The 7,998-nt window shown below is 66.0% G+C and carries 10 protein-coding genes, 1 tRNA gene and 1 pseudogene; 5 read left to right on the top strand and 7 right to left on the bottom strand.

Annotated elements, in window-relative coordinates; translation table 11 throughout:
• Nucleotides 1–181: hypothetical protein (locus VFT73_RS13935; RefSeq protein WP_326412458.1), on the bottom strand; the 181-nt coding region annotated here is incomplete at its 3' end.
• Between the two features lie 86 nt (nt 182–267).
• Here VFT73_RS13935 and lon point away from each other — a divergent pair.
• From lon to VFT73_RS13920, 3 genes are all read left to right on the top strand, one after another.
• On the top strand, nt 268–2,673 hold the full coding sequence (lon, locus tag VFT73_RS13930; RefSeq protein ID WP_326412456.1) for an endopeptidase La: 2,406 nt from the start codon (nt 268–270) through the stop codon (nt 2,671–2,673).
• Nucleotides 2,674–2,805: 132 nt separating this feature from the next.
• A complete protein-coding gene (locus tag VFT73_RS13925) occupies nt 2,806–3,081 on the top strand; it encodes an HU family DNA-binding protein (RefSeq protein ID WP_326412454.1) in 276 nt (91 codons plus the stop codon).
• A 53-nt stretch (nt 3,082–3,134) separates the two neighbouring features.
• Nucleotides 3,135–3,209 (top strand) — tRNA-Val (locus VFT73_RS13920).
• A 43-nt stretch (nt 3,210–3,252) separates the two neighbouring features.
• Here VFT73_RS13920 and VFT73_RS13915 read toward each other — a convergent pair.
• Entirely contained in the window at nt 3,253–3,627 is a 375-nt protein-coding gene (locus VFT73_RS13915; RefSeq protein WP_326412452.1) for a response regulator, read from the bottom strand.
• Between the two features lie 57 nt (nt 3,628–3,684).
• On the bottom strand, nt 3,685–4,374 hold the full coding sequence (locus VFT73_RS13910; protein ID WP_326412450.1) for an alternative oxidase: 690 nt from the start codon (nt 4,372–4,374) through the stop codon (nt 3,685–3,687).
• A gap of 125 nt (nt 4,375–4,499) precedes the next feature.
• On the opposite strand from VFT73_RS13910, the gene VFT73_RS13905 reads away from it, so the two are divergent.
• Both VFT73_RS13905 and fixJ read left to right on the top strand, forming a co-directional pair.
• The gene (locus VFT73_RS13905) at nt 4,500–6,008 is read left to right on the top strand and encodes a PAS domain S-box protein (protein WP_326412448.1); all 1,509 of its coding nucleotides are present in this window, start codon (nt 4,500–4,502) and stop codon (nt 6,006–6,008) included.
• A complete protein-coding gene (gene fixJ / locus VFT73_RS13900; protein ID WP_326412446.1) occupies nt 5,998–6,612 on the top strand; it encodes a response regulator FixJ in 615 nt (204 codons plus the stop codon). The genes VFT73_RS13905 and fixJ overlap by 11 nt, the downstream gene beginning before the upstream one ends.
• Here the strand turns inward: fixJ and VFT73_RS13895 are convergent.
• The 4 genes and pseudogenes from VFT73_RS13895 to VFT73_RS13880 form a co-directional block, all read right to left on the bottom strand.
• Nucleotides 6,578–7,255, bottom strand: a complete 678-nt coding sequence (locus VFT73_RS13895; RefSeq protein ID WP_326412444.1) for a NifU family protein — start codon at nt 7,253–7,255, stop codon at nt 6,578–6,580. The genes fixJ and VFT73_RS13895 overlap by 35 nt on opposite strands.
• A gap of 4 nt (nt 7,256–7,259) precedes the next feature.
• A complete protein-coding gene (locus VFT73_RS13890) occupies nt 7,260–7,478 on the bottom strand; it encodes a hypothetical protein (RefSeq protein ID WP_326412442.1) in 219 nt (72 codons plus the stop codon).
• Nucleotides 7,479–7,558: 80 nt separating this feature from the next.
• Nucleotides 7,559–7,726, bottom strand: coding sequence for a cbb3-type cytochrome oxidase assembly protein CcoS (gene ccoS / locus VFT73_RS13885; RefSeq protein WP_326412440.1), 168 nt, complete (start codon nt 7,724–7,726; stop codon nt 7,559–7,561).
• A pseudogene (locus VFT73_RS13880) lies at nt 7,723–7,998 on the bottom strand (nitrogen fixation protein FixI); the annotation flags it as partial. The pseudogene VFT73_RS13880 and the gene ccoS, both read right to left, overlap by 4 nt.

Here is a 7,998-nt window from a genome sequence, read left to right as displayed (position 1 = left end):
CCTCCGGCGCGCCGAGCTTTTCCCGAGCTTTTTCGACCTCTTCGTCCGTCGGCGGTTGCGGAAGCTCTGTCTCTCCGGGCGCCAGGCAGTCGTCCGGGATTCCGGGACCGGTGCCGGCGATCGTCTCGTCGAGCGGGCGATCGTTCTGGCCTTCGCTGATCTTCTCGCGCTCTTCGGCCATCTTTCGTCTCCTCTAATCCACAGCGTCTTCATGCGGCCGAGGTTCCGTTCATTGCGCTGCGTGGGTGCGCCGCCCATATAGGCCCCATGACTCGTCACCTTCCGCTTCTCCCGCTCCGCGATATCGTTGTGTTCCCGCAGCGGATTGTTCCTCTCTTCGTCGGCCGCGAAAAATCCGTGGCTGCGCTCGAAGCCGCGATGGCCGCGAACAAGGAGCTGTTCCTGGTTGCCCAGCTCGATCCGGGCGAGGACGATCCAGGCCGCGACGACCTCTACGATCTCGGTGTCGTTGCTACGGCAATGCAGCTGCTGAAGCTTCCGGACGGTACGGTGCGCGTGCTGGTCGAGGGCGCCAAGCGTGCCCGGCTGGTGAATCTTGAGCCGCGCGACGGCTATGTCGCCGCCGAGATCGAGGAGGTCGAGGAAGAGCCGGCGGACGGTCCCGAGGTGCAGGCGCTGATGCGCTCGGTGATCGACCAGTTCGAGAACTACGCGAAGCTGAACAAGCGCCTTCCGCCCGAGACGGGCATCCAGCTTTCGGAGATCGATGATTCCTCGGTGCTCGCCGATGCCGTCGCATCGAACCTCTCGATCAAGGTCGCCGACAAGCAGGCCCTGCTCGGCGAGCTCAATCCGGCGCGCAGGCTGGAGATGGTTTTCGCCTTCATGGAGGGCGAGCTCGGCGTGCTGCAGGTCGAGAAGAAGATCCGCAGCCGCGTCAAGCGCCAGATGGAGAAGACGCAGCGCGAATATTATCTGAACGAGCAGCTGAAGGCGATCCAGCGCGAGCTGGGCAACGAGGCGGAGGAGGACGGCGACGAGATCGCCGAGCTGACCGCGAAGATCGCCAAGCTGAAGCTCAGCAAGGAAGCGCGTACCAAGGCGACCGCGGAGCTGAAGAAGCTGAAGACGATGGCGCCGATGTCGGCCGAAGCGACCGTCGTGCGCAATTATCTCGATGTGCTGCTGGGCCTGCCCTGGGGCAAGAAGTCGAAGCTGAAGCGCGACATTCCCGAGGCGGAGCGAGTGCTCGACGAGGACCATTACGGGCTCGAGAAGGTCAAGGACCGGATCGTCGAGTATCTCGCGGTCCAGGCGCGTACCAACAAGCTCAAGGGCCCGATCCTGTGCCTGGTCGGCCCGCCGGGCGTCGGCAAGACCTCGCTCGGCAAGTCGATCGCGCGCGCCACGGGCCGCGAATTCGTTCGCCAATCCCTTGGCGGTGTGCGCGATGAAGCAGAAATTCGCGGCCACCGCCGCACCTATATCGGCTCGCTGCCGGGCAAGATCGTGACCAACCTGCGCAAGGCCGGCACGTCGAACCCGCTGTTCCTGCTCGACGAGATCGACAAGCTGGGCCAGGATTTCCGCGGCGATCCGGCATCGGCGCTGCTGGAAGTGCTCGACCCTGAGCAGAACAACAAATTCCAGGACCATTATCTGGAGATCGATGTCGACCTGTCGGACGTGATGTTCGTGACGACGGCGAACTCGCTGAACCTGCCGCAGCCGTTGCTCGACCGCATGGAGATCATCCGGCTCGAAGGGTACACGGAAGACGAGAAGGTCGAGATCGCCAAACGCCATTTGGTCGACAAGCAGATCGAGGCGCACGGGCTGAAGGCCGACGAATTCGTGCTGACCGAAGCCGGCCTGCGCGACCTGATCCGCTACTACACGCGCGAAGCCGGCGTCCGCACGCTGGAGCGCGAGATCGCGAAGCTCGCGCGCAAGGTTCTGCGCCGAATCCTCGAGGGCAAGGCCGAGCGGATCGAGATCACGCCCGACAACCTGTCAGACTATGCCGGCGTCAGGAAATTCCGCCACGGCATCGGCGAGGAAGAGCACACGATCGGCGCCGTAACCGGCCTCGCCTGGACCGAAGTCGGCGGCGAATTGCTGACGATCGAGAGCGTCACCGTCCCCGGCAAGGGCCAGGTGAAGACCACCGGCAAGCTCGGCGAAGTGATGCAGGAATCGGTGCAGGCCGCTTTCAGCTTCGTGCGCGCGCGCTCGCCCAGCTATGGCATCAAGCCCAGCCTGTTCGGCCGCAAGGACATCCATATCCACCTGCCCGAAGGCGCGGTGCCGAAGGACGGGCCATCCGCCGGGATCGGCATGGTCACGTCGATCGTGTCGACGCTGACCGGCGTGCCGGTGCGCAAGGATGTGGCGATGACCGGCGAAGTGACGCTGCGCGGCCGCGTGTTGCCGATCGGCGGGTTGAAGGAAAAGCTGCTGGCGGCGCTGCGCGGCGGCATCACCACCGTCTATATCCCGCAGGAGAACGAGAAGGACCTCGTCGAGATTCCGGCCAACATCAAGGAAGGGCTGGAGATCGTGCCGGTGCGCCATGTCGACGAAGTGCTGGCCGGTGCGTTGACCCAGCCGCTGACCGCGATCGAATGGACCGAGGCCGATGAACTGGCGGCGCAACCCCCCGTGGGCCGGCCGCCCGTGCTCGGCGAAGGTGAGGCCGCCGTCCGCCACTGATCCATATTAGGTCACTGCGTTGCCGCCTTCCCGGTTGACGGGGGGGCGGCAAGCCGCCTTACTGGCCCCTTGCTCAGCGCGCCGATTCCCTAAGGAAATCCGCGCAAAACAACAGGGAGGGGACAGGGTCCGATGAACAAGCAGGAACTGATCGGCACGGTTGCCGATACGGCAGGGCTGAGCCGCGGCGACGCGGGCAAGGCCGTGGAGGCCGTGTTCGACACGATTTCGTCGGCGCTGAAGCGCGGCGATGAAGTGCGCCTGGTCGGCTTCGGCACGTTCACCGTCACCCGCCGCAAGGCCTCGACCGGCCGCAATCCGCGCACCAAGGAGCCGATGTCGATTCCGGAAAGCGTCCAGCCCAAGTTCAAGGCGGGCAAGAATCTGAAGGACGCCTGCAACCGCTAGGGGAGGTCTGGACAGGCGCACGCCGCTCGCCTAAGGGCGGCGCTCCGTCGCGTGGGCGCGTAGCTCAGTGGTAGAGCACACCCTTCACACGGGTGGGGTCGTAGGTTCAATCCCTACCGCGCCCACCACGCCATAAAGCCCCGGAAGACAGCGGTTTTCCGGGGCTTTGTCTCAGCCGTGGGCCGTATCGATCAGGGACCGGATGCTGCGGCTGAGCGCGTCGCACAGCAACGGCTTTTCGATAAGGGCGGCACCGGCGGCGACGGTCGCGCGGCGCAGGCGTTCGGGCGGATTACTGGTAATCAGCACGGCCGGGAGCCGCGCCCCGTTCGCGCGCAGCTGGCGGAGCAGCGAAAGGCCGTCGAGTCCGGGCAGCTTATAGTCGAGCACCAGGCAGGCATCGTCCGGCAGCAGACCTCGTTCCGCCAGCAGCTCGCCGGTCTCGAACGTCTCGACCTGAAAGTCTTCGAGTTCGAGCGCGAAGGCGAGCGACGACCTGACCGCGGGGTCGTCGTCGACCAGCAGGATTCGTTGCGGGTTGGTCATCGCTCGTCCGGTCATGAATATGGGACGGCGGGAATGATCCCGCCGTCCCGGTCGATATCAGGCCGCCTTTTTCCACATCGGCTGAAGCTCGGCATGGGGCGGGCAGGGCGCGATCTTGCCTTGCGGCAGCCCGCCCAGTTCGTTCGCGAAGCCATGGTTGACGTCGCGGTGGTGGGCTTCGTCCGCACGGACCACCAGCACCACGTCGCGCAGCGTCGCGTCCTCCGGGAGATTCCAGTAGCGCTTGGCGATCGCCGGCGCCGCCACGTTCTCGGAACGGCCCTCGTCGATCTCGGCAAGGTAGTGGGTGTAGCTGATCACCGCCTCTTCCTCGAAATAGCCCACGACGCGGTGCGCGGTCTTAGGGCTGATCAGGTAAAGGGCGAAGAAGAACAGATAGAACACCCACTGCACGCCGATGATCACGGCGCGCTCGAACCAGGTCGGCTGCGCGACCTCGATGAAGGTCATCAGGTGCATCCGCTCGTTTTCCGCTTCGTCCATCAGCGTGCGGATCCAGCCGCGATCGTCCTTCATCCGGCGCAGGCTGTGCAGGTGGTTGATCGTAGCTCCCACCATTCCGGGCACGGCCGCCACCGTCTCCAGCACGACGGCGCGGTGGCCGTAGCGCTTGGCGAAGAAGGTGTCGGCGCACCAGCGCAGCGCCTTGGTGAAGCCGAACGCGACGCGATCCGACATGCCGCGAGGGGCATAATGGACGCCAAGGTCGATCAGCTGTGCAGTCATCTCGTCAACTCCTCAAACCAGTGATCCGCCATCTAGGGGCTGGATGCGAAAGCCGAAATTCGGGTCTTCACCCTAAGTAGTTCGACGGAGGTCGCGCTTTTCGCGGCGCCTGCCTATGAGACGGCATGGACTGGCGCCTGGTACGACGCGACCTGCTTGCGAAGCTGCTGATCCGGATCGACCCGTGGCTGGGCTGCGCGATCGCTGCGGCCGCCGTGGCCGCGGGATTCGGAGCCCGCCTCGGTCTCGAGGGGCTGCTCGGCCAGAGCACGACCTACATCTTCTTCGTGCCCGCGGTCGTGATCGCGGCGGCGTTGTCGGGCCTTTGGCCGGGCCTGTTCGCGACCGTGCTCGGCGGAGCGGCCGGCCTGTATGCGGATTGGCTGTCGGGGCAGATCGCCACCGGCAACTGGGTCGGCGCCGCCGTGTTCCTGCTGGTCGGAACCGCCGTCACCGTCGGCGGCGAGGGCTATCACGAGGCGCGCCGCTATACCGAAGAGGTCAATGCCGGCATCGCGCAGCGCGAGGCGCACCTCCGGTCGATCCTGGAGACCGTGCCCGACGCGATGGTGGTGATCGACGAAGCCGGCCTGATCCGCGATTTCAGCCACGCGGCCGAGCGGCTGTTCGGCTGGACCGCCGCGGAAGTGGCGGGCAAAAACGTCAAGATGCTGATGCCCTCGCCCTATCGCGAGGCGCATGACGGCTATCTGCAGCGTTATTACCGCACCGGCGAGCGGCGGATTATCGGCATCGGCCGCGTCGTGGTCGGCGAGCGCAAGGATGAGTCGACTTTCCCGATGGAGCTGGCGGTCGGCGAAATGCGCGGCGCCGATGGCCGCTTTTTCACCGGCTTTGTGCGCGACCTGACCGAACGGCAGCAGACCGAGACGCGGATGCAGGAGCTGCAGACGGAGCTGGTCCACGTCTCCCGCCTGACCGCGCTGGGCGAGATGGCGTCAGCGCTGGCGCATGAGCTGAACCAGCCGCTGTCCGCGATCGCCAATTATCTGAAGGGCAGCAAGATGCTGCTCGACCGCGGCGAAATCCCGCACGAGCGCGTCAGCGACGCGGTCGGCAAGGCCGCCGACGAGGCGCTCCGGGCCGGTCAGATCATCCGCCGGCTGCGCGATTTCGTCGCGCGCGGAGAGACGGAACGCAGCATCGAGAGTCTGCCGAAGCTGATCGAGGAAGCCAGCGCGCTGGCGCTCGTCGGTGCCAAGGAACATGGCATCCGGGTACGTTTCGACTTCCATCCGGATGTGGACCTGGTGCTGGCCGACAAAGTTCAGGTCCAGCAGGTCGCCTTGAACCTGATGCGCAACGCGGTCGACGCGATGATCGACAGCCCGCGCCGCGACCTGACTGTAACCATCGCCCCTGCGGAAGACGAGATGGCGCTGGTGAGCGTCGCCGATACCGGACCCGGAATCAGCGGCAAAGTGGCCGATCAGCTGTTCCAGCCGTTCGTGACGACGAAGCGGACCGGCATGGGCGTGGGGCTTTCGATTTCGCGCACGATCATCGAAGCGCATGGCGGCCGCATCTGGGTCGAGGCGAACAAGGGCGGGGGCGCGGTGTTCCGCTTCACTCTGCCGAGCGTCGGGAAGGAGGAACTCTACGATGGCGAATGAGCCGGTGGTGCATGTGATCGACGACGATGATTCCGCGCGCCAGTCGCTGGAATTCCTGATCGACTGCGCCGGCCTGAAAGTGCGTTCCTACGCCTCGGCGGTCGCGTTCCTGAAGGCGGTACCAGACATGGAGCATGGCTGCATCGTCACCGATGTGCGGATGCCGGAAATGACCGGAATGGAGCTGCTCGGCCGGCTGAAGGCACTGGAGGTGCGCGATCCCGTCATCGTCATCACCGGCCATGCCGACGTTCCGATGGCGATCCAGGCGATGAAGGAAGGCGTCGCCGACTTCATCGAGAAGCCGTTCAGCGACGATGCGATCCTCGGCGCCATCCGCGCGGCGCTGGCGCGGCACAGCGACCGCGCCCAGGCGAACGAAGAACGGGCGCTGGTCAATGAGCGGCTGGCGAGCCTGTCGCCGCGCGAGCGCGAGGTGCTCGACGGGCTGGTCGAGGGCCATGCCAACAAGGTGATTGCCTTCGACCTCGACATCAGTGCGCGGACCGTCGAGGTTTATCGCGCGAACGTAATGGCGAAGATGCACGCCCGCAGCCTGTCGGAGTTGGTCAGGATGGTGACGATCGCCCGGCTGCCGGATTGAACCGCGGCCAGCGCGCGGCAATCCAGCCGCGGACGCGCGCCCTGGGATCAGCGCCGGGCTCTGGCTCTTCGATTGCAGCCTCGACGCGCGTCACTTCGGGCACATAGCGTTTGATCGCCTGCTCGATGCCTTGCTTCAGCGTCGTCTTGCCCGAAGGGCAGCCGCCGCAAGCGCCGCCCATCCGCACATGGGCGACGCCGCTTTCCGCATCGAAGCGCAGCAGCGTCGCCTCGCCGCCGTCGCGCGCCAGCATCGGCCGGACATAGCGTTCGATCACCTCGACGATCTGCTCGGCGACCAGACCTCCCTCGGCGGGCGGCGGCGGTTCGGGCAGCAGCGCATCGGGAAGCGCGGGCTCACCCGAGAACAGGAAATCGGCCAGTTCGGCCAGCAATTGCGGCTTGAGCCCGGACCACGGGAACGCTGCGGAACGGCGCACCGCTGTCACGAAATCCGGACCGATCATGATCCGCTCGACCCCGTCGATCGCCAGCAATGCCGCCGCGAGAGGGGCTTTCGCGGCGGCGTCGCCGGGGACGATCTCCACCGGCGCCCCGCTCAGCAGCGATACGCCGGGCAGCAGCCTGAGCGCATCCGGATTGGGCGTGGGCTCGACCTGGATCAGCGGCGCGTGCACCGTCATCGGGTCAAAAGATGACCGCGGCTGCGATGCCCATCCCGATTACGCCGAACGTCACCAGCGTGATCGGCACGATCAGCATTTGGGCCAGTGTGGCAGGCGCCGGGGCGGCTGCGGGACGCGTTCCCTCGGATTTGGCATCCGGGATCGGAACGGGCGCGATCTGCGCGCTGATCGGCCAGACGGCTGCGACGTCCACGGAATCGACAATTCTCTCGTGTTGCATTGGTGATGCTCCCGACCGGCCGAAGCCTTGATTGCTGGAGCTTTTCTATGATTCCCGCCCGCAGCCGGATATTCGGATAATCACCCTAAGGGGTTTTCCGGAGGCGCCGGCGGCTCGTCTGCCAGGATGCGGAGCGCCGCGCCTTCCATATCGTCGAACTGGCCGCTGCCGAGCGCCCAGAAGAAGGCGACCAGGCCCGCCAGGCCGAGCAGCAGCGCGAGCGGGATCAGCAGCGCCAGCCCGTTCATCGCGGCACCCGCCGCAGGCGGAGCGCATTGCCGACCACGATGACCGACGACCCCGACATCGCCAGCGCGGCGACGAGCGGCGTTACCAGCCCGAGCAGCGCGAGCGGTATGGCGACCATGTTGTAACTGATCGCGATCGCGAAATTCTGCCGCACGATCCGCATCGTCCGCCGCGCGACCAGGATCGTGGTGGCGATCGGGGCGAGATTGTCGCCCATGAACACCGCGTCCGCCGCCGTCTGCCCGACATCGCTCGCCGACGCTGGCGCCAT

It is taken from the genome of Sphingomonas sp. (assembly GCF_035758555.1).
In the GTDB taxonomy this organism is placed as follows: domain Bacteria; phylum Pseudomonadota; class Alphaproteobacteria; order Sphingomonadales; family Sphingomonadaceae; genus Sphingomonas_B.
This window is presented reverse-complemented; position numbering and strand designations above follow the sequence as displayed.